This window comes from Streptomyces sp. GbtcB6, from assembly GCF_019091475.1.
In the GTDB taxonomy this organism is placed as follows: domain Bacteria; phylum Actinomycetota; class Actinomycetes; order Streptomycetales; family Streptomycetaceae; genus Streptomyces; species Streptomyces hyaluromycini.
Genome location: NZ_JAGXJL010000551.1, coordinates 1 through 228, shown reverse-complemented (window position 1 = coordinate 228; position 228 = coordinate 1). Strand labels below are relative to the sequence as shown.

The 228-nt window shown below is 70.6% G+C and carries 1 protein-coding gene; it reads right to left on the bottom strand.

Annotation, left to right across the window (positions count from 1 at the left end; genetic code table 11):
• Positions 1 to 228: hypothetical protein (locus tag KVT45_RS55955; protein ID WP_217562820.1), on the bottom strand; the 228-nt coding region annotated here is incomplete at both ends.

Sequence of the window (228 nt, the reverse complement as noted above, 5' to 3'; positions counted from 1 at the left end):
CTTGCCGTCGGGCGTGGTGTAGTCGGCGGTGGTCGTGCGGTACTCGGTGACCCGCGCGAGTCCCGGCACGTCCTTGTCGGCCTTGACCGCCTGCGGGGTGATCCGCTGGCCGCTGTCGGACTGGATGATGGAGTCCGTGCCGACGGTCTTGTCGAGCTGGTCGCTCGCGGTGGCCACCATGGGGGAGCCGACCACCGAGAGGCAGGCGACCAGCGCGGGCCCGATCAT